Below are 23336 nucleotides of genomic sequence, written 5' to 3'. Positions count from 1 at the left end.
TAGGATGACGGCGGTCACAGGGCGGGCTGAGGTTAAACTCAAGGGTTGGAGCGCCCATGACCATCCGTTTGACTGACCTCGGGAAAGCCGTCCTCGAAACGGAATACGCCGTGCGGGGCCCCATCGTGGCCCGGGCCGGGGAGCTGGAGAAGCAGGGCCGCGAGATCATCTACTGCAACATCGGGAACCCACAGTCGTTGGGGCAGAAGGCCCTCACCTGGAACCGCCAGATCCTGGCCCTCTGTGAATATCCGGCCCTCCTGGACCTGGCTCCGGGCACCTTCCCCACGGATGTGGTCGAAACGGCCAAGGCCATCCTCGCCGGCACCCGGCACGGGCTCGGCGCCTACAGCGAAAGCCGCGGCGTGCGGTTCATCCGCGAGGCCGTGGCCGAATTCATCCTGGAGCGCGACCACATCGGGGTGGATCCCGATGCCATCTTCCTCACGGACGGCGCCAGCAAAGGCGTGCAGACCATCCTGCGGCTGCTGCTCAGCGGACCCCAGGACGGCATCATGGTGCCCATCCCCCAGTACCCGCTGTATTCAGCCACCATCACCCTCTATGAAGGACGCATGGTGCCCTACTACCTGGACGAGGCGAACGGCTGGAAGCTGAGCCGCCCCATGCTGGAGGCCTCCCTGGCCCAGGCGAAGGCGGAGGGCACACGCGTGAAGGCCATCTGCGTGATCAACCCCGGCAACCCCACAGGGGCAGTGCTGGACGAGGCCAACATCGCGATGGTCATCGACTTCGCGAAGGCCCACGGCCTCTCGATCCTGGCGGACGAGGTCTACCAGGAGAACATCTACCTGCCCGGCGATGAGTTTGTCTCTTTCGCGAAGGTGCTGCACCAGGCGGAGGCGAAGGAGGTCTCCCTCTTCAGCTTCCACTCCTGCTCCAAGGGTTTCCTGGGCGAGTGCGGTGTGCGGGGCGGCTACTTCGAGTACCGCCATGTGCCGGAGGATGTGGCTGCCCAGATCCTCAAGCTCCAGAGCGTGAGCCTTTGTGCCAACCTCGCGGGCCAGGTCGCCACCTATGCCATGGTGCGTCCGCCGAAGCCGGGCATGCCCTCCCACGCCCGGTACACCGCGGAGAAGGGCGCCATCCTCGAAACCCTGAAGCAGCGGGCCATCCTGCTGGCCGAAGGGTTGAACCGCATCGAAGGCATCGCCTGCAACGAGATCGCGGGGGCCATGTACGCCTTCCCCAGCATCACCCTGCCGGCGGGCCGCACGGACTTCGACTACGCCATGGCCCTGCTGGAGGCGACGGGCATCTGCGTGGTGCCTGGGTCTGGCTTCGGACAAGCCGAGGGCACCGCCCACTTCCGCACTACCATCCTGCCGCCCACCGACAAGATCCAGAAAGTGGTGGATGCGCTCGGCGAGTTCCACAGGAATTACCGCTAGACCCATCTCTCCAGGAGTTCTCATGCGCCCCGAGCATCCCATCGTCCTCATCACCGGCGCGTCCAGCGGCTTCGGCGAAGCCATGGCGCGGCTGTTGGCCTCGCAGGGCTGCCACCTGGCCCTGGGCGCCCGTCGCGTGGAGCGCGTGCGGGCCCTGGCGGACGAGCTGACGAAGGCCCACGGCATCAAGGCCTTCGCGGGCACCGTGGACACCTGCCACACGGCCAGTGTGGATACTTTCGTGGCGGAGGCCGCTGCGGCGCTCGGAGGCCTGCATGTGGTGGTGGCCAACGCGGGCCTGGCCAGCGGCACCTACAAGCTGTGGGAGACGCCGGACGAGGATCTCGAAGCCATGATGCGGACCAATGTGGAGGGCGTGGTGAAGACCATCCGCGCGGGCCTCCCCCACCTCCGCAAGGCCGGCTGGGGCCATGTCTTCTTCATCGGCTCCACCGCCGGCCATCAGCCCTATGAGGGCGGCAGCGTCTACTGCGCCTCCAAGTTCGGCGTGAAGGCCATGGCCCAGAGCCTGCGCCTGGAGCTGAACGGCGAACAGATCCGCGTCACTTCCGTGGATCCCGGCATGGCCGTGACCGAGTTCTCCGATGTCCGGCTGAAGGACGGCGACAAGGCCAAGGCCGTCTACCAGGGCGTGAAGCCCCTCACCGCCTTCGATGTGGCCGAGTGCGTGCGGTGGAGCCTCATGGCGCCCGACCATGTGAACATCGACGAGATCCTGGTGAAGTGCGTGGACCAGGCCTCCGTCCACAAGGTCCACCGGCGGGTCTGATCAGTCCCGGCTCAGCTTCAGGGCCAGGGGCAGCGAGACGAGGATGGCGAGGGCGCCCAGGGCCCAGCCGGCGCGGTAGCCGTAGGCGCCGATGGCCCACCCGAGGCTGAAGCTGCCGAGGCCGATGCCGGCGTCGAAGGCGAAGAGGAGAACGCCGAAGGCCGAGCCCCGGCGCTTCGGATCGGCGGAGGCCATCAGCTTCGCGTTGATGAGGGTGTGCATCATGCTGTAGCCCGCGCCGTAGAGCAGGGCCGACAGCACATGGCGTACCGTGCCGCCGGGCAGGGCCGCCAGGAGGGCCATCCCCGCGAAGGCCCCCAGCAGCATGGCCGGCAGCTTGCGGATGGGCCGCTTCCCGAATCCGCGCCGGAGCATGGCCAGGCGCATGAGCACCATGCCCACGGCCATGAAGGAGAGGAAGGCCGAGGGCACGGGCATCCCCAGGGCCAGGGCCTCCTGGGCCGTGTAAGTGCCCAGCGCGCCATAACCCAGGGCCACGCAGAAGAGGACGAGGCTGGGGATCAGCACGGAGGCATCGGGCCACTTGAAGCCCTCGGCGCGGCCGTGCGGATGATCCTTCGGGAGGGTGGTGCCCAGGGCCCCCAGCAGGAGGAAGAGGACCGCCAGATACCACCCGATGGGCGCAAAGCCCCAGCGCTGCTGAATCCACAGGCCCAGCAGAGGACCGACGATGACGCCGCCGGGACTGGCCAAGCCATAGAGACTGAGGCCATCCGCATGGCGGTCGGCGGGCAGCACATGGGCCAGAGAGGCCATGGTGGCTGTCAGCAGGCCGGACCACACGATGCCGTGGGGGAAGGCGAGCAGGTAGAAGCCCCAGCGGGTGGGCATCACAGCGTAGGCCGCGAGGAAGGCCGCGTAGAGCATCGCCGAGCTGATCACCAGTCGGCGGTGCCCCACCCGATCCCCGAGCGGGCCCGTGAACAACGCGCCCAGGGCGCTGCCCAGGGTGAAGAGGCTCATGAAGCGGCCGCTTTCCGCCAGGCTCGCCCCGAGATCCCTCAGGCGCAGGGGCACCGTGGGGAAGAGCTGGAACGCGGCGAAGAAGGTGACGAAGGTCAGCGCCCACACCAGGGCGAATTGCCGGGTGACGAGGCTGGGGCGGGGATTGGAAAGAGCCTTCATGATCCCAGAATGGCAGGGAGCTCCGCCTCGGGTGTCACGGCCGGCCGCTTCCCCACGACGCGTTGGGCCACGGGAATGGCCAGGGTCATCAGGCCGGCCCCGATGGCCCAGCCCCAGCGGAACCCCCCGTGCTGCATGACCCAGCCCAGGCCGAGCGCACCCAAGGCGGTGGCGGCGTCGAAGGCGAAGAAGAAGGCCCCTGCGGCCGATCCGCGCCGCTGGGGCGCCGTGGTCTCCAGCAGGTGGGTCAGCATCAGGGTGTGGACCATCCCGTAGCCGGCGCCGTAGACGAGGCCCGCGGAAAGATGGCGGACGAGCCCCCCCGGCAGGAAGGCCAGCATCCCGTAGCCCACGGCCGTCAGGGCGGCCATGCCCGGCATCAGGGCCACGGGTCGCCGTCCCATGCCGGTGAGGGCGAGCAGGCCGCGCATGGCCATCATCCCCAGGGCGAAGCAGGTCAGGAAGGCGGAAGGCCAGGCCAGGCCCAGGGCCTTGGCCTCCTGGGCGCTGTAGGGCGTCATCGGGCCGAAGCTGAGGCCCACCAGACCCATGACGGCCACGGGCCCCCACACCGACCGATCCGGCCACTGGAACACCGTTCCGGCGATTTCCCGGGGGGTCTCGCGGGGCAGGACACCGATCAGCGAATGCAGCAGCGCGAAGACGCCTGCGAGCAGAACCATCATCCAGGTGAACCCCAGGTGGGGCATCAGCCAGAGGCCCACGAGGGGGCCCACCGCCACGCCGCCTGGCCCCGTGAGGCCGAAGATCGAAAGCCCCTGCGCCCGATGCTCCAGGGGGAGGATGCCCCCCACCTTGGAGATGGAGGCGGTGCGCAAGGCCGACCACAACAGGCCGTGCACCGGCGCCAACAGGTAGAACACCCAACGCACCCTCAGCAGCGCGTAGACCACCAGGATGCCGACCACCGCGAGGGAAGCCACCCGGAGCACGCGGCGGGGCCCCAGGCGGTCGCCCAGGGGCCCCGTGAACAGCGCGCCGAAGCCCGAGCCCAGCATGAAGGCCGTCTGGAATCGCCCGCTTTCCGCCAGGCTCGCGCCCAGGTCCCGCAAGCGCAACGGCACCACGGGGAAGAGTTGGTAGCCGGCCGCGAAGACCAGGAAGTAGAACGAACAGACGATGAGAAAGGGCACCGTCAGGAACCCGGGCCGCTTCGATCCATCCCCGTCCAGCATCCATCCAGGATCGCATATGCTGAAGGATCCATCCGAGGTCCCCATGCAGCTGGAGCACTTTCATTCGGAAGTTGATCGCGTCAAGAAAGGCGGCTCGCCCAAGGCTCACGAGAAGAACGCCGAAGCAGGCAAGCTCTTCGCCCGGGAGCGCATCCGACGGCTGGTGGACGAGGGGAGCTTCGTCGAGGACGGCCTCTTCGCCAATGCCCTGCACAAGGAACTTCCCGCGGATGGCGTCATCACGGGCACGGCCCTGGTGGGTGGCCGCCCGGTGGCCCTGATGGCCAACGACAGCACCATCAAGGCCGGGAGTTGGGGCGCCCGCACGGTGGAGAAGATCATCCGCATCCAGGAAGTGGCCATGCGGATGAAGGTCCCCATGCTCTACCTGGTGGACTCGGCCGGGGCCCGCATCACCGACCAGCTCGACATGTTCCCCGGCCGCCGCCACGCCGGGACCATCTTCCACATGGAGGTGGCGCTGTCGGGCCTGGTGCCGCAGATCTGCCTGCTCTTCGGCCCGTCGGCCGCGGGCGGCGCCTACATTCCGGCCTTCTGCGATGTGGTGATGATGGTGGAGGGCAACGCCAGCATGTACCTGGGGTCGCCCCGCATGGCGGAGATGGTGATCGGCGAGAAAATCTCGCTCGAGGATCTCGGCGGCGCGAAGATGCACTGCTCCGTGAGCGGCTGCGGCGACTTTCTCTGCAAGACCGAGGTGGAGGCCATCGAGCTCTGCCGACAGTACCTGTCCTACTTTCCCCAGCACTGCGAAGATGCCCTGCCCGCGGCCCCGCCGAAGGCGGTCTCGCCCAAAGCGAAGGCTCTGGGTGCGCTCGTCCCCAAGGACATCAACTCCCCCTTCCAAATGAAGGACTTCATCGAGGGCCTGGTGGATGAGGGCAGCTTCCTGGAGGTGAAGAAGCTCTTCGCAGGAGAGATCATCACCGGCCTGGCCCGGTTGGATGGCAAGCCCGTGGGCATCCTGGCCAACCAGCCCCGGGTGAAGGGCGGCGTGCTGTTCGTGGACAGCGCCGACAAGGCCACCCGCTTCATGACCCTCTGCGACGCCTTCGGCATTCCCCTCGTGTTCCTCAGCGATGTGCCGGGCTTCATGATCGGCAGTGCCGTGGAGAAGCAGGGCATCATCCGCCACGGCGCCAAGATGATCAGCGCCATGGCCAGCTGCAGCACGCCGCGCATCTGCGTCGTGGTGCGCAAGGCTTATGGGGCCGGCCTCTACGCCATGAGCGGGCCGGGCTTCGATCCGGATGCCACGCTGGCGCTGCCCACGGCCAGCATCGCCGTCATGGGCGCCGAGGCCGCCGTGAACGCCGTCTTCGCCAACAAGATCGCGGAGAAGCCGGAAGAAGAGCGGGTCGCCTATGTCCAGCAGCTCCGGGACGAATACAACGAGGACATCAACCTGAAGAAGCTGGGTGCGGACCTGCATGTGGACGCCATCGTGGATCCTGCCGATCTCCGCACCGAACTCGTCACCCGACTCGCCCGGGCCCGCCGCCGGGAAGCCTGGCCCACCAAACGCCGCAGCGTCACGCCCGTCTGACCTTCCTCCTCCCGGGCCCCATTGCGCTATGCTTCCGGGGACCTTTCCGGAGGCTGGCATGTTCCGTCGCGTGGATGACTTCAAGACCATCTGGCAGCAGGAGGCGGAGAAGACCCTGGCGGTCTTCGCGGCCATTCCCGATGCGGCGGCCCATCAGGCCGTGGACGACCAGCATCGCGACCTGCGGCGCATGGCCTGGCACCTGGTGGAAACCGTCCTGGAACTGCCCCAGAACCTGGGCCTGAAGGTGAAGGGGCCTGTGGGCCTGGGGCCCGACGGATTCATCGCCACGCCCCCCCCGCCCACCATGGCCGAGGTCGCCGCCGCTTACCGCGCCGTGAGCGAGTCCCTGCTGGATCACATCGGCAGCTGGAGCAACACCGAACTGGGCCGCAACTTCACCCTCTACGGCGAGACTTGGACCGGTGCTTTCGCGCTCTATGTCCTGGTCAGCCACCAGACCCACCATCGGGGTCAGATGACCGTCCTCATGCGCCAGGCCGGCCTGCATGTGCCCAGCATCTACGGCCCCACCAAGGAGGGCTGGGCGGCCTTCGGAATGGACGCTCCGAAAGTCTGATTCCTTTCGCTGACGAGGGGGGAACCCGGGCTCCGCAGCGGCCCGAGGGACACGGTCTGGAGGGCTCCCCAGCAGGCCCTCGGGAAGTCATATCTTAATGTTTTACTGCACTTCAATCACTCGGGTTGAGGGGAAGGAATTTTTTCAAAAAAGATGTTGCAACTCTGGAAATGGCGCCTATTCTTAATTGCATGGTGAAACACCTATTCTTTGGAGGTCACATGCGACACCCCTTCCGCGTCCTTCTCGCGTCCCTCGCCCTCGCGGCCCTGCCCGCCCTGGCCCAGGATGTCTACAAGATCGACCCCGTCCACAGCGAAGTCAGCTTCAAGGTCGGCCACCTTCTGGCCAAGACCAGCGGCCGCTTCACGAAGTTCAACGGGACCATCAAGGTGGACTCCGCGAACATCAGCAAGTCCAGCGTCGAGGTCACCATCGAGTCCGCCAGCATCACCACGGACAATGAGGCCCGCGACAAGCACTTGAAGTCCCCTGACTTCTTCGATGTCGAGAAGTTCCCCACCGTCACCTTCAAGAGCACCTCCGTGAAGGAAGTGGCCAAGGGCAAGCTGGAGGTCACCGGCGACTTCACCATGCACGGGGTCACCAAGCGCATCACCTTCCCCATCACCAATGCGGGAACCCAGCCCGGCATGCAGCCCGGCAGCGTGGTGGCCGGCTTCGTGGACGGCGCCCTCAGCCTCAACCGCAGCGAGTTCGGCATCAAGACCTTCCCCGGTGTCGTCGGCGAGACGGTCGCCATCAGCCTGAATGTCGAAGCCGGCAAGGTTTCCGCTTCCGCCAAGAAGTAAGGCCTGAACCGCGGCCATCCGGGGCCGCCACCGATTCCTCCTGAAGGCCGTCTCCACGGCCTTCGGGAGGCCGGCGGCTTCGGACATCGGCCCCTGACGGAGATCCCATGTCCTCCCCCACTCCTTCCCCTGTTCCTTCGCTGGGCCCCCTCCAGCTGGACCCGGTTTCCGGCCTGTCCTACCGCCTGCGGTTGCCCTCAGCCGCCCGGCCCAAGGCCCTCGTGGTGCTCCTGCACGGGGTGGGCGGCCGGGAGACGGACCTGGCCGATCTGGCGGAGGGGGTGGATGCCGAAACCCTGGTGGTCCTGGTTCGGGGGGGGCTCCAGCTCGGACCCGATCAGTACGGCTGGTTCCGCGTGACCTTCACGGCCGAAGGTCCGAAGATCGCTGCCGCTGAGGCTGAAGCCAGCCGCCACGCGCTCATCCGGTTCATCGATCACATGCAGTCCATCCATGGCGTCGAGGCCCGCCAGACCATCCTCGGCGGGTTCAGCCAGGGCGGCATCATGAGTGCCGGCGTGGCCCTCAGCGCCCCGGAGCGGCTGGGTGGTTTCGCCATCCTCTCCGGCCGGATCCTGCCGGAGCTCGAACCCCGCATCGCCGGCCGGGAGTGGCTGGGACACCTGCGGGGCTTCATCGGCCACGGCGAGCGGGACCGGACCCTGCCGGTGGCCTGGGCGCAGCGGGCCGATCAATGGCTGGAGGATCTGGGCATCCCCCACATCACTCGCCTCTACCCGGTGGATCACCGGCTGAGCCCGGAGATGCGGGCCGATGTCCTGGCCTGGATCGAAGGCCTCGCCGGAGCGGCCTGAATCCAGAGGGGGCGATCCGCCCAGTCCGGGCCCGCTCCGCACGGAGTGCCTCTAAACGAACCCCACAAAGGCAGCGTATGGTAGGGGACATCCCCATCGGAGGAGGACCCGCATGTACCTGCCCCAGCGCCTATCCGCGCTCCTGCCCCTGCTGTGCCTGAGCCTGGCCGCCCAGACGGCTCCCAACGGAGGCAAGGCCGCCACACCGGCGCCCGCCGCCGCACCGGCCCCCGGCGCCCTGAAGCCCTTCGCCGAGGTCGTGAAGGAGGCCAAGGAGCACAAGGGGCTCTTCACCCTCTGGACGAAGGACGAAAAGGTCTGGATCGAGGTGAAGCCCGAGCAGCTGGACATGCCCTTCTTCTTCGCCATCAGCAGCACCCGGGGCACCGGCGAGCGCGGCATCTACGGCGGCATGATGGATGACAGCCACCTGGTGAGCTTCCGCCGCGTGGGGAACAGCCTCCAGCTCCTGGCGAAGAACACGACCTTCACCGCGCCCGAGGGTTCTCCGGCAGCCCGGGCCGTGGCGGAGGGCTTCAGCGACAGCCTGCTGTCCAGCGCCCCGGTGCTGAGCCAGCCCCATCCCGAGCGGAAATCCTTCCTGGTGGAGGCCAACGCCCTGCTGCTGAAGGACATCCCCATGGGGGCCACGCGGCTGGAGGCCACCTACCGCCAGCCCTACGGATTCGACGCGTCCAACAGCTTCTTCGAGAAGGTCCGCAGCAGCGAGGACCAGGCCGCCTTCCGGGTCCAGGCCCACTACGCGCTCTCGCGCATCATGCTGCCGCCCATCCAGATGCCCGGGGCGCCCCCCATGCCCTTCGTGCCGCCCCCGGGCACGCTGGAGGACATCCGCAGCCTGTTCCTCGGTTGGCACTTCTCCTTCGCGAAGCTGCCGGAGCAGCCCATGGCCCCCCGCCTCGCCGATGACCGGCTGGGCTACTTCGCCACCACGCGCTGGGACTTCGGCGATGACACGCGGGTGGATCCCAAGGTGCACTACATCCACCGCTGGCGCCTGGAGAAGAAGGACCCCGCGGCCGCCCTCTCCGAGCCCAAGCAGCCCATCGTGTTCTGGCTGGACCGGAACATCCCGGAGAAATACCGGCCGGCCATCACCGAAGGCGTGCTGGCCTGGAACCAGGCCTTCGAGGAGCAGGGTTTCAAGAACGCCGTCCAGGTCAAGGTCCAGCCCGCCGATGCGGACTGGGATACCCACGATGCCCGCCACGCCTCCCTGCGCTGGCTCACGGGCACCGACATCGGCTTCGCCATCGGACCCAGCCAGGTGGATCCCCGCACCGGGGAGATCCTGGACGCCGATATCGGCATCGGGGAGGTCTGGGCTCGCGGCAGCCGCACGGAGGCCCGGGAGACCCTGCCGCCCAAGGCCCAGGACGCCTTCCTGTCCAGGCACGACCACAGCCTGTGCACCTATGCGGCGGAAGCCCACCAGGAGATGGGTTTCGCCCTCGACCTGCTGGAAACCCGGGGTGAGATCACTCCAGGCAGCCCCGAGGAGGATGCCTATGTGGCCGCCGTGCTCAAGGATGTGATCACCCACGAGGTGGGCCACACGCTCGGCCTGCGCCACAACTTCCGGGCCTCGACGATCTACTCCATGGAGCAGATCTCGAATCCGGAATTCACCAAGACCCACGGCCTGACGGGCTCCGTCATGGACTACAACGCGCTGAACCTGGCGCTCAAGGGCCAGCGTCAGGGCGAGTATGTGATGAGCACCCTGGGGCCCTACGACCACTGGGCCATCGAATACGGCTACAAGCCCCTGGCGGCTTCGGAGGAGAAGGGGGCCCTGGCCAAGATCGCCGCCCGCAGCTCCGAGCCCCAGCTGGCCTACGGTACGGACGAGGAGGCCCTCGGCTTCATGGGGCTCGAGGGCATGGATCCCGAAGTGAACCGCCGGGATCTGGGCTCCGACCCGCTGGCCTTCTACCAGAAGCGCCTGAGCCTCTCGAAGGAGCTCTGGGAGCGCCTGCAGGCCAAGACCTTCCGGGATGGCGAGGAATACCAGCCTCTGCGCCGCGGCCTGTTGAGGGCCCTGGGCCAGGTGGGGCTCTCGGCCAACCTGAGCGCCAAGTACATCGGCGGCGTGGTGCACCTGCGCGACCACGCGGGTACGGGCCGGGCCCCCATCACGCCGGTTCCCGCCGCCCGTCAGCGCCAGGCCTTGAAGCTGCTGGAGACCGGCATCTTCTCCGTCGACGCCTTCCGCTTCAAGCCCGAGTTCCTCTCCCGCCTCACCACCGACCGGTTCGGCGGCCCCCTGAACGCGGATCCCTCGCCCGCCCAGTGGGTGCTGCGCACCCAGGCCCAGGTGCTGGCCCAGCTGTTCCAACCCGCCGTGGCCCAGCGGGTCCTCGATGCGCCGGACAAGCTGGCGAACCCCAAGGAGGCCTTCCGTCTCTCGGAGCTCTATGACGCCTTGCAGAGCGCCATCTGGACGGAGCTGAAGAGCGGGCGCGAGGTCTCGGTCATGCGGCGCAACCTGCAGCGGGAGCACCTGCGCCAGCTGAGTGCCCAGGTGCTGCGGGCGAACCCCCTCACGCCCGCCGACGCGCGGGCCCTGGCCCGGGAGGCGCTGCGCGCCCTGCAGCCTTCGCTCAAGGCCGCTCCGACCAAGGCGGGCTTCAGCAAGGAGACCAAGGCGCACTTCGCCGACTGTCTCGCCATCATCGACGAGAGTCTGAAGGCCGGTCTGCAGCGCATGACGCTCTGATCCAGCGCCGGGAAGCAGGTTCGACGCCCCGGGGGTCCTCCTCCGGGGCGTTGTTCCGTTCGCTCTGGGCTAGAACTTCCGCCCGATGCCCAGCCAGGCGTTGGGTCCCGTGGAATCCGTATCGGCCCGGACGGTGCCTGGCGTCAGGGCACCGCTTGCCGCGACATCATGTTTGAGGCGGGCCCAGGAATAGCTGACGCCGACTTCGGCGTACCAGGTGCGCTGATGCGAGAAGTAGACATCGACACCCGCTCCGACCGTGAACATGGGGAACCAGCCGCTGTTATCGACCTGGATCAGGGTCTCGTCCAGGAAGTCGTTGCGCAGGGTCAGGAGGGTCCGGTCCTTTTCATAGGCCAGGCCGATCCCCGCCTGGAGGAAGGGAATCCAGCGACCGTTCCCCCCCAGGGGCCGGAACTGGGCGAGGGCCAGGAGATCCGCGTAGACCGTGTACTTCTGCTCGAAAGCAAGCGTGGCAGGACCGGCGGGCGTGTCCAGGGTGGTCGCCCCGTCGATCTTCCCGCGGGAGTAGTCCAGCTCGAGCCCCACCTTCCAGCGCGGATTCAGGTCGCGGAAAGCCTGCACGCCGAGGTTGAGGTTCGCCACATCGTCCCAGGTCTTGAAGGAGGAACCCAGGGCCGCGTTGACCTCCTTGATCTGGCGGTTGGTCTCCGTCTGCTTCGGCCAGCTCTGTTGGAGGTAGACCGTCATGGACCAGGGGGTTGCCGCGTCCTGGGCCCGGCCCGGGGCACCGGCCAGGAGAAGGCCCGCCGCGAGCAGGCCGGAAGCGGGTAGGCGGAGACCTGCGGAACGCATCGTCATGGCAGCACCGGAAAGGTTGCCCCAGGGATAGTCCTGCCGCCACGCGGTGTCAACGCGAAAAGATGATCCCCGGGTGTTCTTGACAGTGCCGGTCCACCGCGCCGACCCTGATCCATGCCCCTCTTCTCCCGTTCCGATGGCGATCTGATCCGCGGCGAGGCCCCGGTGCGGCGCATCATGCCCTATCTCATGCGGGGCCGGAACGAGAGCTGCGTCTACCAGGAGTCCCTCTACCGCATCGCCGCCGCGCGCATCTGGCTCAAGGCCTACAATCGCGCCCACCACCCCCGGGCCACGCTCTTCCACCTGGTGGCCTACGCCACCGCCGTGGCGCTGGAAACCCGGCCGCGCCTGAACCGCTTCGTCTCGGGAGGGCGGCTCTATCAGCGGCGGGGCGTGTCGGTTTCCTTCGTCGCCAAGAAGGCCTTCACGGATGAGGCCCCCGGGGCCACCGTGAAGCTGGCGGCCTTCGAGGGTGAGAGCTTCCCGGCCTTTTCCGCCCGGATCTCCACCCAGGTGGAGGAGGCCCGGGAGACGGACCGGTCCGTGGACAAGGAAGTCACCCTGATCATGCGGCTGCCCGGGCCGGTGGTACGCCTGCTGGTGGGGCTCGCCCGGGGACTGGATCACTGGAACCTCTACCCGGGCTTCATGATCCGCGACGATCCCATGTACGCGAGCATCTTCCTGGCCAACCTCGGCTCCGTGGGCGTCTCCGATGTCTTCCACCACCTCTACGAGTACGGCACCGTCTCCATCTTCGGCGCCGTCTCCGCCCCGCGTCGCTCGACCTTCGCGACCCGGGATGGCGTGAGCGCGGAGGAGGCCCTTTCCGTGCGCTGGACCTTCGACGAGCGCATCGACGATGCCTTCTCCTGTGCCCGCGCCCTCGTCCTCGTCCAGAAGGTCCTTGAGGATCCCGGCCGGTGGCTGGGGTCGCCGGAGGGAACGCCCGCATGGCTGGGGACGGAAGCGGAGACGCAGGAGCCATGAGGGCCGGGGCAGCCTCGGCCCTGCGGCCCTCAGAGCGCCTCACGGTCCTGGTGCTGGCCATCCTGTTGGCCCTGGCGCTGCTGGCGCGGCCCGAGGGCTGGCTGCTCCGGACCTTCACTTTCGCCGGGCTCCTCGCGTTCAGCCTGGGGCTCGGCCGGGCCCGGGGGCAGGTCGCCCTCCTCCTCCGGGACTTCGTTCCGGTGCTGGTGGTGCTTCTCGTCTTCCTGCTGCTCCAGCCCTTGGTGGTGGCCGTGAATGCCCACCGCTGGGATGCCGTCCTCGCCGAGCTGGACCGGCGTTGGTTCGGATCGCTCGCCGCGGCCTGGCGCGGGGCCCTTGGCCGGCCCGCGGCCTTCACGGATGTGGTCTACCTCGCCTACGCCAGCTTCTACTTCCTGCCCCTGTCGGTGGGGGTGCTGGCCCGTGTCCGCCTGGGCCCGGCGCGGTTCGAGCGGGTGGCGTTCGCGATCCTCCTCGGGTTCTACCTCTCGTTCCTGGGATATTTCCTGTGGCCCGCGGAAGGCCCCCGGGTGCCGGAGGCCCTGGCCCCGGTCCAGCTGGGTGGCGGGGCGATCTCGCAGGCCATCCGCGCCTTCCTGCGCGGCGCGGAAGCCACCACGCTGGATGCGTTTCCCAGCGGCCACACGGCGCTCTCGGTACTGCCCGCCCTCCTGGTCACGCGATGCTTCCCCCGCCTGGCGCCCCTGTTCTGGGCCTGGGCCGGCGCCATCGTGTTCGCCACCGTCTACATCGGCGTCCACTACCTCACGGATGTGGCGGCGGGCCTGCTGCTGGCGGGACTGGCCCTGGCCTTGGCGCGGCCCCTCTCGTGCTGGCTCAGCGCTCCAGAATGAAGGTCACGGGCCCATCGTTGAGAAGCTCGACCGCCATGTGCTCCTGGAAGAAGCCGGATTTCACGCGGGGGTGCTGGGCCTTCAGCAGATCCAGGAACTTCCGGAAGAGCACCCGGGCCGCGTCGGGGCTCATGGCCGCGTCGAAGGAAGGGCGTCGGCCCTTGGCGATGCTGCCCGCCAGGGTGAACTGGCTGATGGCGAGGATCTCGCCGCCCACATCCTGAAGGCCGAGGTTCATCTTCCCGTCGCCGTCCTCGAAGATGCGCAGCGAGGCGATCTTGGCGGCGGCCCAGGCACAGGCCTCCTCCGTGTCGCCGGCTTCGAGGCCCACCAGCACCAGCAGGCCCGGGCCGATGCTCGCCTCCAGGTCCCCGGATCGCACCGAGGCCCGCGTCACGCGCTGGATGACTGCCTTCATCGAGGGCCTCCGCTTCGACTCTGCCAGATCCAGAGGCCAGGTCCGCATCGCCTCGGCAATAATCGCCCCTCCCAGAAGGGGCCGATTGAAGTCTAAAATAATGAACATCGACAAGTTAAGCGATGTGAGTTGAGCAGATGGCCGCTCCCCGGAACGGCCCGGCAGGGAAGGTGGATCCGTGGAACCAGAACAGGTGTGGTGGGCAGGTTATCCCGAGGGCGTGGGACGCGAGGCCCAGCCCTTTCCCTTCGAGAACCTGGGTCAGCTCGTGCGCGCGGCCGCGGTGCGTTACGGCGACCGGAAGGCCGAGACCCTCGTCCTCCCCAACGGCATGGAAGCCTCCCTCAGCTTCAGGGAAGTGGACCGCCTCTCGGACGCTTTCGCCGCCTACCTGCAGCGCGGCCTCCAGCTTCAGCCAGGCACCCGCATCGCCATTCTGCTGCCCAACTCGCTGGCCTATCCCGTGTGCGCTTTCGGCGCCCTCAAGGCCGGGTGCATCGTCGTCAACACCAACCCCCTCTACACGCCCCGCGAGCTGGAGCTTCAGCTTCAGGACAGCGGCGCCGAGGTGCTGGTGGTGCTCGACCACTTCGGCGACAAGGTGGCCGCCGTCGCTCCCAAGACCCAGGTGAAGACCATCGTGGTGACGGGCATCGCCGACTTCTTCCCCCTGCTCACCCGCACCCTCATCCAGGCGAAGCTCAAGCTCTCGCGCCAGATCCCCGCCCTGGACAGGCCGTTCACGCGCCTGCCCCGGGCCCTGCACCAGGGCGCCCTGTACCTGGCGAAGGAGCACCTCCTTCCCGAGGCGGTGAAACCCCCGAGCCCGACGCGCGCGAGCCTGGCCCTGCTCCAGTACACCGGGGGCACCACGGGCACCAGCAAGGGCGCCATGCTGAGCCACGGCAACCTGCTGGCCAACCTCGAGCAGATTGCCGAGATCACCAAGGTCTACCTCACCCACGGGGAGGAGACCGTGCTGACGGTGCTGCCGATGTACCATGTCATCGCCTTCACCATCAACCTGTGCTTCGGCTTCCACACCGGCAGCCACAACATCCTGGTGCCCAACCCGCGGCCCCTCAAGAACCTGCACCCGGCCTTCAAGAACCACGAGATCACCTGGATGACGGCCGTGAACACGCTGCTCAAGGCGCTTCCCGACGAAAGCTGGTTCCAGCCGGCCATGACCCGGAAGATGCTGGGCGCCTTCGCCGGGGGCATGCAGACCCACCCGGCGGTGCTCCAGCGCTGGGAGGCCTTCACAGGCTGCCTGGTGATCGAGGGCTTCGGCCTCAGCGAGACCAGCCCGCTGGTCACCTACAATGCCGCCATCCGCGAGGGGAAGCGCCTCCGCCGCACCATGGCGCAGGTGGGCGGGGTGGGGCTGCCCCTGCCGGGCACCGATGTCCGCATCGTGGATGACGAGGGGCTTCCGGTGGCGGCCGGCAACCACGGCGAGATCGTGGTGCGCGGCCCCCAGGTCATGCAGGGCTACTGGAACCAGCCCGACGAGACCGCCAGGACCCTGCGCGGCGGGTGGCTGCACACCGGCGACATCGGCCGCTTCGACGCCGAGGGCTACCTGGAGATCACGGACCGCAAGAAGGACATGATCATCGTCAGCGGCTTCAATGTGTTCCCCAACGAGGTGGAGGCCTGCATCGCGCTGCACCCCGATGTGGCCGATGTGGCGGTGGTGGGCGTTCCCGACGAGGGCACCGGCGAGGCCGTGCGCGCCTTCGTCGTCTCCCGGAAGGACCTCAGCGTCGACGAGATCCGCGCCCACTGCCGGACCCTCCTGGCCAACTACAAGGTGCCGACCCGCTTCAGCTTCCTGACGGAAATCCCCAAGAACGCCGTGGGCAAAGCCCTCCGCCGCGAACTCCGCACCGCCGCGGGCGCCGAAGGGTGAGCCTGCGGTCAGGGTGCTGAGAGCTTCTTAACAACGCTTAACAAAACTACACAACACTTAACAGCGATGCCCTCCAGGGCAGAGGTAGCCTGGGCCGAAACAATCGACTCGGAGTTTCTGTGTTCCCTGGTGCATCCGCGCTTTGCCGTGATCTTGTCCGTCTTCTGCTGAAGGCTCCCTGCTGGACCCGGCGTGGGTGGGGCCGCCTTCGCCGGCCGGACGCACTTCGCGAAAGCGGACTTGGCGTTGGATGGATGGTGGTTTTGGCCTGCCTCCAGGCCTTCGCGGGAGCTGAGGGTGATCCACTCCACGAGACGCCATCGTCCCATCGGACGATCAAGCTCGGGATTGGCTCTGTCGACGCCGTGAGCGGGAGCCTGAATCTGCGCGTCCCCCTGGGGCCGAGACTTCCGGGCCGAATTCCCATCGGGTTCACCTGGTCCTTCGATAACCAGGATGGTCTGCAGTCGGCCTATGGTCCATCAGGCGGGGCCGGGAGCGCCCTCGGCGGGAATGTCCGGCCCGTGGTCTGGCCGTCGATGACGAATTTTGGCGACAGTCCGCTTCAATGCACCGTCCTGGTGGATGGCCATCCGATGGTTTTTCATCGGCGGTACGAGGCCGGAAGGATGCCCCGTCTAGTGGATCTTCAGAGCCGCATGCAGGAGCGTGGGGTGAACCCGGTTCCACCGAGGACGCCGCCACCTGGCTATCTTCTCGATGATCCCGGGTCTCTGCAGGTGACCGGGGCGCTCCCGTCCAGCGATGGAACCAAATTCCTGGTGGCCTTCTCCTACCTGGCGACGGTCGAGCACTACGACAAGAACACGCAGGAGACCATCGTCTCAACGCGGGCCTTGGCCCCGGGCTACGCGATCATCGATGGCCCCAATGCCATCTGGACCCAGCGGGGAAATGGCATCGTTCCCTTCGGACATGCACGGACGCACTTCAGCAATCGCTGGGGAGATCACATCACTGTGGATGAATCCGAAACGACAGTAGCACCTGATTTCCAGGTTCTCACCACCATCGTGATCCAGGATCAGGTGGCGCCGGGCAACACCTTGACCCTGTCCGTGACCCCGTCGGGCCTGCCGGTCACCCATCGGAAATCCGGTACCGATGCTCGCAGCGGTCTGCCATACGACTACCCCGTCGACCTCCGCTCGACCGGCCAGATGGAAGTGACGAACACGCTCGGCCTGCCCAAAGCAACCCTTCCGGGGGACTATGCCTCCAAGCAGCGCTTTGTTCCGAAACCGGCCAGCGCCTGCCCTGGGTACGATCCGCAGGCGGCCCCTGAGCCTGAATACACCTGGGACTACGGGTTCGTGCCTCTTGCGATTACGCACACCGCCGAGGACCAGTCCTCCCAGAGGCTCGGCTTCGATTGGGGCGAGGGTCCCTGGCCCATGGGCAACCTGAAACAAATCGACTACCCCAACGGGCTTCGGGAGACCTTTCAATACGATTCCGCGGTCCACCTCTCGGCCCTGAGCTTCAGCGAATGCGATGGTGCCTGGATGGGGTTCCGGCATGTGCGGGGAGTCTACGCCCAGGAGGAAGAACTCGGCGCCTTCGTTTCGCGCAGCGTGGCCCGGATCTCCCGGCAGGACATGGTCGGATCCACCCCGGGGGAATGCTATCAAATCCTGCGGGTGCGCCCCTGGTGGGATGGGACGCCACTCGGCCAGACCCGCACACTCTGGACATGCAAGGAATACGAGAGCTCGACCGCCATCCTGCACTATCCCGTGGCACAGCCGGATTCGGGGTCACCCTATCGGGCGGTTCGGCTGACCCACCCCTCCTATCGGGAGGATCTGGACTTGAACGGCCTTCAGGGCTATCTGTTCGCCACGATGGCCGTCATTTTCGAAGAGAACCTGGCGGGCACGGGTCTGTCCGTGCTCCGGCCTTCAGACCTGGGCTCTGCCCCGTTCCAAGTGGTCGTCTACGATGGCTTCGATCTGCGGAGCTGGGCCAACCCGTCGGGATCTTTGGCCAACGGCCTGCCCGTCAATGCCGTGCCGCTGCGCACGGCCATTCATACCAAGGACCTCCCCACCCGTATGACTCTGGCTGGAAACCCCAACACGCCCGGAGCCCGGGATGAATACGGGCCCGTGATCACCGACGAATATACCGATGTGCCGTCTCAGGCCCTGCCAACGCCGGATGGCACATCTGTGCCGATCTGGAGCCATGCCCTCCCGTCAATGGAATCCTCCCGGCCCACCTGGCGGCGCGGCGAGATCCAGCGGGGTTTCGATTGGTCCCGGATGGCCCTGCAGGTCAAGTCGGACCGGAAGAGCCTGACGCTGGATTCAGCCCAGACCCACACAGCGCGCTTCGCCTCGGCGAACTTGGCACTCCCGGCGGCTCCACCGGCCAGCCGAGTGGGCCAAGCGGATTTCGGGACGACGACCTACGACTACGACGACTTCGGCAGGGTCATTCGGCAGCAGGGGGATCGGGCCGGATTCTCGGCGGTTGAGGCTCGAAGCTATGTGCCTGGGCTCCCCCTGATCCTGGATCTTCGGAAAGAACCGTTGTCAGGGCCTGGTGGCCCGTACCTTCCCAACCCAGATCGACCCGAAGTCACGGCAGGGAAGGTCCACACCTGGCTGGATACCCATGTCCAGGCAGGTCCATCCACCGTCCTGGACAAGATCGACGGGCGCGTGGAGTCGTTCACCTACGAGGCCCAACTGGGCCGCGAGATTTCCCACACAGATGTCCTTGGCATCACCACCCGGACGGATTACAACGCCTGGGGTCGCAAGTGGCGGGTGGCGCGACAGCAGAAGGGCGTCGTCGGCTCGGTCACCACCGAGAGCACCTATGATGTCAATGGCCGCTGGAAGGAGGAATCGGTGGCCGCCGACGGCAAGACGCTGCGCACCCGCACGGAATGGGATGCCTTTGGCCGAATCGTGAAGGTGATCACCTTCGATGCGGCCGGGTCGAGGGTTGGAGAGCAGGCCTTCGAATACGATGGCTTCGGACAGAAGACGGCACAAAGCCCCAACCTGAAACCCACCCAGCAGTCTTGGGGCATGGAGCGGTGGGCCTACGATGATCGCGGCCGGATGACGGACCACTGGGATACCCAGGGTCGGCTGCTCCAGCACACGGTTCAGCAGCCCTCGTGGACCTCGATCAGCGGCCTGGCGGCCGTGTGGACCTCCATTCAGGATGACCGGGGGTATATGCGGTCGGAAGGAGTCGATCTCCTGGGTCAGAAACGCGCCCTGGTGGATCAAGCGGGGCAGCTCAGTGAGTATTTCTACGATCAGGATGGTCACCTTCTGCAGACGCTCCAGGGTTATGGAGCGGCCAAGCAGCAGCGCAGCTATGCCTACAACCCCATGGGATGGCTCATCAGCCGGACGGAGCCGGAGGAAGGGACCACCGTCTATTCGAAGTTCACGATGTTGGGCATCCCACTCGTCAGTGAGCAGTACGGCCGCGAAGGCGCCACCGTACGGAACACCTTCACGACCACGCTCGATGGCCACAATCAACCTAGCTCTGTCGTGGCGGCAGGCCCTGAGGGATCTGTCGTGCGCCGCTTCGGGTACGATCCCGCCTCCCGCCTGCCCCTGCTGCTATCCGAAACCCAGGACCTTCCAGACATCTGGGGGGCCCCGCAAACCGTGACCGAGACCTATGGATACGACGACCTTTTCCGATTGAATTGGAAATCCGTTTCTGACGGGCAACAGAGTTTCGTCGTCTCTCAGACGCTCAATGCCCTCGGGCAGGTGACGAGCCTTACCTACCCAGAAGGGGGAGGTCGACCGGCTTCGACCGTCACGGTGGATTACGACAACCAGAACCGGTCTCGAAGCGTTAGAGCCGATGGCAATCTCCGGGGGGTGATGATCTACGACCAGATTGCAGGTACCGCGGTGACGAACACCTTGATCCTCGGCAACGGCGCCACCACGCTCTCGACCTTGGACAAGGATGAGCTGGCTCTGACGCAGCATGCGGCTCCCGGTGGCGTGGTCGAAACGAACGCCATCACATGGTCGGCGGGGGGGCTGATGCTCAGCCGCGGGGATGATGTCTTCAGCTATGACGAACTCCAACGGCTCAGCGCCAGTCGCGTGGTAGGGATCCATGGAGAACGGGTCGACCAGTGGTTCGGTTACGATCCATTCGGGAACCGAATCCAGTCCAATTTCGTCTATGCGGAGGGTGAACCGGGCAGCCTCCAGCCTTCGGAGCTTCGCGCCTGGCGGGCCGATTCCATGGTTGGCAACGATCTCCCGGGTGCCCTCGTGGCCCTGAGCCAGGGGAGTCCCGCGATGGCCACGACCATGGGCACCTACGATACGGGGCGTCAGTACGATGTGCTGGGGCGCCTAAGCCAGGTGTTTGCCTATCCGGGTACCGCCAATGCGCTGGCCTCCTGGCTCTACGATCCTTCGGGGCGGGTGGTGAAGGAGAATGGAACCTCCTATCTGCTAGAGGCATCAGGCCTTCGCTTCAAGCGCATGCGCGCCGACGGGAGCATCGATTACACGGTCTATGGTTTCGGCCGGGAGCCCTTGGCTCAATTTTCCGTGCCCGCACCGATTAGCCCTCCCAAATACCTATCGACAACGACTTTGGGGCGCACCCGTCACCCAGCGGCCGGCGCCACCATCCTGCAACCTTCCACGACCATCACCGTGGCGCCCGGAAGCAGCGTGGCCTTCACGGGAGAGACGACCTTCGGCACTGCCTGCAGTTGGGACTTCGGCGATCACAGCCGAGCGGTTGGCACGAGGACAAGCCATGCCTTCACCCAGGCTGGCAGCTACACCGTGATATTCAGGGCGCGAGCCGCTGGATATCGGGCTTCCGCCGATTCTGTCGTGGTCAGGGTGCTGGCTCAGCCCTCTATCACCCGCCTCGCCGCCAGTCCGGCCAGCATCCTTCCGGGAGAAGGCGCATCCCTGAGTTGGAAATCGAGCGGAGCCACCCGCCTTTCCATCGACCAGGGTGTGGGCGCGGTGGCAGGGAAGGGGCATCTCAAGGTGTTCCCGAAGGTGACCACGACCTACACGCTGACGGCCACGAATGCTGCAGGGAGCGTCACCGCGCAGGTGACCGTGGCGGTCAATGCGCCAGCGCCCCCAAGCATCACCGAGTTTTCAGCGACGGCCAGCACCATCGCTTTGGGACAGAGTACGACCCTGACTTGGAGCGTCACAAACGCCACCTCGCTCACCCTTGAGGGGATCGGGCCGGTTGCGGGGAACAGCCTGGTGGTGTCTCCCGCAGCGACAACGACCTATGTCCTGAGGGCCGCCAATGGCGTGGGCTCGGTCAGTACCTCGGTCACCGTGGTGGTGGAGGCCGGATTGCCCATGATCGAGGACTTCTACGCGGACCCGCAGGAAGTCTTGCCGGGAGGGCTCACCACCCTGGGGTGGTCCGTGAGCCAAGCCGATGGCCTTGAGATCAACGGTGTGCCCGTGACGGGGAACAGCTTCGAGCAGTCGCCCGCGGCGACGACCACCTACACGCTGACCGCCAGGAATCTGGTTGGAGCCGTGACCGCCACCGTAACGGTCATGGCGCGAGCTCCCGGAGCCCTGGTCTGGAGGCGAACCATCGTCTATGGTTTCGGGCAGGAACTATCGGAGGATTCACCCGGCGTGGGAACGATGTTCATCCAGTCGGACCAGGTGGGGAGCCCCTCGGTGATGACCGATGCCTTGGGGGCGATCGTGGGCCGATCCAAGAATCTTCCTTTCGGCGAGCGGATGGTCGGCTGGGGGAAAACGGCCCTTCGTCGCTTCACCAACCACGAGGAGGATCCTGACAGTGAGGCGATCTACATGCAGGCTAGGGAATACCTTCCCGTCTACGGGAAATTCGCCCAAGTGGACCCCGTCTACGACCAGACCAAAGATGATCCCGAATCCTGGAACCTCTACAACTATGTGACGAACAATCCCGTGACGAAGACAGACCCGGATGGACGGGCCGCATTCGGGTCAGATTTGAAGGCAGCACAAGACCAGCTGATGTCCATGCAGTCAAACCCCATGGACTGGGACATCTTTGGCGTGTCGGGCGGCACCGCCATTGGCGGCGGGTCCGGAATCATGGGATACCTGGCGGATGCAATTTCAACCGATAGCGAGACTCGGGGGACGAATGGTGCCGGGAGCGAAGGGGCGAGTAATGCCGCGGAGGGGCAGGAAGCGAGAAAACCTGAAACCCATACGGCACAAACAAATAATGGCGACCTCGGACCCATACCTGACACTCATGGCTCCGATAGGGATATCTCTTTCACCCCTAGGTGGAGGCAGGCGTTGGATGGGGATTTCAAGACAACCGGCAAAGTTCCAACCCCTCTACCGGATAACCTGGATGGATTCATTAGGGAGTTTGTGAAGCAATCAGGTGATAACTTCCCGAAAGGTGTGACAGTCACAGCGACTACCAATGGGGTCCATTCCACCAGGAGTCCACACTATGAGGGACTTGCGGTGGATATAAGATACAATGCAAAAGATCCGAAAAAGGCAATGGCTGATGGGGCGAGGGCAGGTGCCCAGTTTGGCCTGGATGAGAAACTTCATCCGTCTTCATCGTCGAGTGGTCCACACTTCCACTTCCAATTGCGACCTGGCAGAGGTGGAAGTATGGGAGATCTACCATTCAGAGGAGGTGTTCCAAATCGTCCGCGCACTAATCCCAGTATGGGTTTTGTGGGACATTTCGGTATTGCCCTACAGACTTGGATGTTTGGTGGAATTATTCTATAAGGGAGATCGTCTTGATGTTTGCTCCATTAGCTTTTTCAGTCCTGTTAGCTATAGCATCTACTCAAAGAGAGCCAACCCTCCAGCAGGCGCACCATAAAATTATAAAAAATTGGCTAAAGAGCCACCCTGGCTATAGACTTGCGACTGAACAGGATTGCGGTGATTGCATGGAGCAAATCCAATCCATTAGGCGCGGGATGGGTGGACCATGGAAGCCGGTCTCAAATTATTCTCCTTACTACATGGTCGGAGATTTCAATGGTGATGGGAAGAAGGACTTCGCTGTTGCTGTGATTATACCTAGCCACACGCCGAAGAAATTTATTCTCCTTATTTTCAATGGCCCATTTAACAAATCTGAGGCTCAGAATCCTGTTTTCATTTCCGAACCATTGGATCTAATGGAACAAGGGTTGTTTTATGGGCCGCCTCGCCCGAAGCCATTTCGACTTCTTGTAGGTGGATTCGAGTCCGAGGGGACAAAGCTAGTACCTAAG

15 protein-coding genes are annotated in these 23336 nt (G+C 65.7%); 11 read left to right on the top strand and 4 right to left on the bottom strand.

Annotated features, from left to right (window positions below):
• The first annotated feature begins 56 nt into the window (after positions 1 to 56).
• Together QZ647_RS10730 and QZ647_RS10725 are read left to right on the top strand one after the other, a co-directional pair.
• The gene (locus QZ647_RS10730) at positions 57 to 1412 is read left to right on the top strand and encodes an aminotransferase class I/II-fold pyridoxal phosphate-dependent enzyme (protein WP_291272160.1); all 1356 of its coding nucleotides are present in this window, start codon (positions 57 to 59) and stop codon (positions 1410 to 1412) included.
• Between the two features lie 22 nt (positions 1413 to 1434).
• A complete protein-coding gene (locus QZ647_RS10725) occupies positions 1435 to 2202 on the top strand; it encodes an SDR family NAD(P)-dependent oxidoreductase (protein WP_291272159.1) in 768 nt (255 codons plus the stop codon).
• Here QZ647_RS10725 and QZ647_RS10720 read toward each other — a convergent pair whose 3' ends face one another.
• Positions 2203 to 3348 (bottom strand): MFS transporter, encoded by a 1146-nt coding sequence (locus tag QZ647_RS10720; RefSeq protein WP_291272158.1) that lies wholly within the window; start codon positions 3346 to 3348, stop codon positions 2203 to 2205.
• On the bottom strand, positions 3345 to 4544 hold the full coding sequence (locus QZ647_RS10715) for an MFS transporter (RefSeq protein ID WP_291272157.1): 1200 nt from the start codon (positions 4542 to 4544) through the stop codon (positions 3345 to 3347). Before QZ647_RS10715 ends, QZ647_RS10720 begins: the two co-directional genes overlap by 4 nt.
• Here QZ647_RS10715 and QZ647_RS10710 point away from each other — a divergent pair.
• From QZ647_RS10710 to QZ647_RS10690, 5 genes are all read left to right on the top strand, one after another.
• Positions 4489 to 6111: an acyl-CoA carboxylase subunit beta gene (locus QZ647_RS10710; protein ID WP_366526168.1), complete on the top strand. Its 1623-nt coding sequence runs from the start codon at positions 4489 to 4491 to the stop codon at positions 6109 to 6111. The genes QZ647_RS10715 and QZ647_RS10710 overlap by 56 nt on opposite strands.
• A gap of 58 nt (positions 6112 to 6169) precedes the next feature.
• Positions 6170 to 6691: a DinB family protein gene (locus tag QZ647_RS10705; RefSeq protein WP_291272155.1), complete on the top strand. Its 522-nt coding sequence runs from the start codon at positions 6170 to 6172 to the stop codon at positions 6689 to 6691.
• Positions 6692 to 6912: 221 nt separating this feature from the next.
• Positions 6913 to 7503 carry a YceI family protein gene (locus tag QZ647_RS10700; RefSeq protein WP_291272154.1) on the top strand — a complete coding sequence of 197 codons (591 nt, stop codon included), beginning with the start codon at positions 6913 to 6915 and terminating at the stop codon, positions 7501 to 7503.
• Between the two features lie 107 nt (positions 7504 to 7610).
• Complete coding sequence (locus tag QZ647_RS10695) at positions 7611 to 8318, top strand: hypothetical protein (protein ID WP_291272153.1); 708 nt, start codon at positions 7611 to 7613, stop codon at positions 8316 to 8318.
• Between the two features lie 112 nt (positions 8319 to 8430).
• Complete coding sequence (locus tag QZ647_RS10690) at positions 8431 to 11058, top strand: zinc-dependent metalloprotease (RefSeq protein ID WP_291272152.1); 2628 nt, start codon at positions 8431 to 8433, stop codon at positions 11056 to 11058.
• Between the two features lie 69 nt (positions 11059 to 11127).
• Here QZ647_RS10690 and QZ647_RS10685 read toward each other — a convergent pair whose 3' ends face one another.
• Complete coding sequence (locus tag QZ647_RS10685) at positions 11128 to 11880, bottom strand: hypothetical protein (protein WP_291272151.1); 753 nt, start codon at positions 11878 to 11880, stop codon at positions 11128 to 11130.
• A 114-nt stretch (positions 11881 to 11994) separates the two neighbouring features.
• Between QZ647_RS10685 and QZ647_RS10680 the strand changes: the two genes are divergently transcribed.
• Both QZ647_RS10680 and QZ647_RS10675 read left to right on the top strand, forming a co-directional pair.
• Positions 11995 to 12873, top strand: coding sequence for a 2-oxo acid dehydrogenase subunit E2 (locus tag QZ647_RS10680; RefSeq protein ID WP_291272150.1), 879 nt, complete (start codon positions 11995 to 11997; stop codon positions 12871 to 12873).
• Entirely contained in the window at positions 12870 to 13727 is an 858-nt protein-coding gene (locus tag QZ647_RS10675; protein WP_291272149.1) for a phosphatase PAP2 family protein, read from the top strand. Before QZ647_RS10680 ends, QZ647_RS10675 begins: the two co-directional genes overlap by 4 nt.
• Here the strand turns inward: QZ647_RS10675 and dtd are convergent.
• Positions 13711 to 14145: a D-aminoacyl-tRNA deacylase gene (dtd, locus tag QZ647_RS10670; RefSeq protein WP_291272148.1), complete on the bottom strand. Its 435-nt coding sequence runs from the start codon at positions 14143 to 14145 to the stop codon at positions 13711 to 13713. The genes QZ647_RS10675 and dtd overlap by 17 nt on opposite strands.
• A 178-nt stretch (positions 14146 to 14323) precedes the next feature.
• Between dtd and QZ647_RS10665 the strand changes: the two genes are divergently transcribed.
• Positions 14324 to 16060, top strand: coding sequence for an AMP-binding protein (locus QZ647_RS10665; RefSeq protein ID WP_291272147.1), 1737 nt, complete (start codon positions 14324 to 14326; stop codon positions 16058 to 16060).
• Positions 16061 to 16701: 641 nt separating this feature from the next.
• Positions 16702 to 22839 carry an RHS repeat-associated core domain-containing protein gene (locus QZ647_RS10660; protein ID WP_291272146.1) on the top strand — a complete coding sequence of 2046 codons (6138 nt, stop codon included), beginning with the start codon at positions 16702 to 16704 and terminating at the stop codon, positions 22837 to 22839.
• Positions 22840 to 23336 lie beyond the last annotated feature (497 nt).

This window comes from Geothrix sp. (assembly GCF_020622065.1).
Lineage (GTDB): Bacteria > Acidobacteriota > Holophagae > Holophagales > Holophagaceae > Geothrix.
The sequence above is the reverse complement of the archived record's forward strand: the minus strand, read 5'-3'. Positions and strand labels throughout refer to the sequence as shown.

Excerpts from the sequence above, each read along its gene's own strand:
- QZ647_RS10730 (WP_291272160.1), top strand. The coding sequence starts at position 57 with ATGACCATCCGTTTGACTGACCTCGGGAAAGCCGTCCTCGAAACGGAA.
- QZ647_RS10725 (WP_291272159.1), top strand. The coding sequence starts at position 1,435 with ATGCGCCCCGAGCATCCCATCGTCCTCATCACCGGCGCGTCCAGCGGC.
- QZ647_RS10720 (WP_291272158.1), bottom strand. The coding sequence starts at position 3,348 with ATGAAGGCTCTTTCCAATCCCCGCCCCAGCCTCGTCACCCGGCAATTC.
- QZ647_RS10710 (WP_366526168.1), top strand. The coding sequence starts at position 4,489 with ATGAGAAAGGGCACCGTCAGGAACCCGGGCCGCTTCGATCCATCCCCG.
- QZ647_RS10715 (WP_291272157.1), bottom strand. The coding sequence starts at position 4,544 with ATGCTGGACGGGGATGGATCGAAGCGGCCCGGGTTCCTGACGGTGCCC.
- QZ647_RS10705 (WP_291272155.1), top strand. The coding sequence starts at position 6,170 with ATGTTCCGTCGCGTGGATGACTTCAAGACCATCTGGCAGCAGGAGGCG.
- QZ647_RS10700 (WP_291272154.1), top strand. The coding sequence starts at position 6,913 with ATGCGACACCCCTTCCGCGTCCTTCTCGCGTCCCTCGCCCTCGCGGCC.
- QZ647_RS10695 (WP_291272153.1), top strand. The coding sequence starts at position 7,611 with ATGTCCTCCCCCACTCCTTCCCCTGTTCCTTCGCTGGGCCCCCTCCAG.
- QZ647_RS10690 (WP_291272152.1), top strand. The coding sequence starts at position 8,431 with ATGTACCTGCCCCAGCGCCTATCCGCGCTCCTGCCCCTGCTGTGCCTG.
- QZ647_RS10685 (WP_291272151.1), bottom strand. The coding sequence starts at position 11,880 with ATGACGATGCGTTCCGCAGGTCTCCGCCTACCCGCTTCCGGCCTGCTC.
- QZ647_RS10680 (WP_291272150.1), top strand. The coding sequence starts at position 11,995 with ATGCCCCTCTTCTCCCGTTCCGATGGCGATCTGATCCGCGGCGAGGCC.
- QZ647_RS10675 (WP_291272149.1), top strand. The coding sequence starts at position 12,870 with ATGAGGGCCGGGGCAGCCTCGGCCCTGCGGCCCTCAGAGCGCCTCACG.
- dtd (WP_291272148.1), bottom strand. The coding sequence starts at position 14,145 with ATGAAGGCAGTCATCCAGCGCGTGACGCGGGCCTCGGTGCGATCCGGG.